General features: G+C 36.7%; 1 protein-coding gene. It reads right to left on the bottom strand.

Annotated elements, in window-relative coordinates:
• The coding region (locus I6E83_RS14675) for a tetratricopeptide repeat protein (protein ID WP_197102986.1) at positions 1-314 on the bottom strand (314 nt) is incomplete at its 3' end.
• Between the last annotated feature and the right edge of the window lie 376 nt (positions 315-690).

The raw sequence follows: 690 nt of genomic DNA, 5'->3' as shown, positions 1-690 counted from the left end.
TACCATTCGATCGCCTTAGCATAGTCTTGTTGTGTACCTTCAGCATACTCGTACATTACACCAATATTGAATTGAGCTTTAACGTACCCTTGATTAGCTGCTTTTCCAACCCATTCAAATGCTTTTTCTTGATTTTGACTAACAATTTCACCATTACTATACATTCCAGCTAACTGGTTTTGAGAAAAAGCATCACCACTTATTGCTAAAGCTTTGGTTGTTGCAAAGTCTGCAGCAATAGCTGATACCGTTGTTCCAAGTGATAATCCGCAGCTGATTAATAGACAAACACAGAGTTTTTTTAATGATTGCATAATTTTTATGTCTTAACTTTTTAGGATGGCTAATAAAATTACGGATTGGGTTGTGGAATAAAACTACTTATTGAACACCTTAAACATTGTACTATAACAAATATTTTAAGTACTGTTGTTTGATATAAACTCAGATTGATTTTTATTAGATAAAATATATTTTTCCAAATAAGCCAGCATATACCGTGGGTACAATATCCACTACGTTACTATTGACCCAAGGCATACTGGTAAGGGGAAACCCCTTAACCCCACCCCCTCACAAAAAGCCGTGAGGGGTAACAAACAACCGCTAGAGCGAGGCCAACATGGCAAGGACAAAGTGGCTAAAAATACGAGTCTCTGACACTGAAATATTGGACATTAAAAAGCGTGC

Source organism: Psychrobacter sp. SZ93C1 (assembly GCF_015864635.1).
Taxonomy (GTDB): Bacteria; Pseudomonadota; Gammaproteobacteria; order Pseudomonadales; family Moraxellaceae; genus Psychrobacter; species Psychrobacter fozii.
This window is presented reverse-complemented; position numbering and strand designations above follow the sequence as displayed.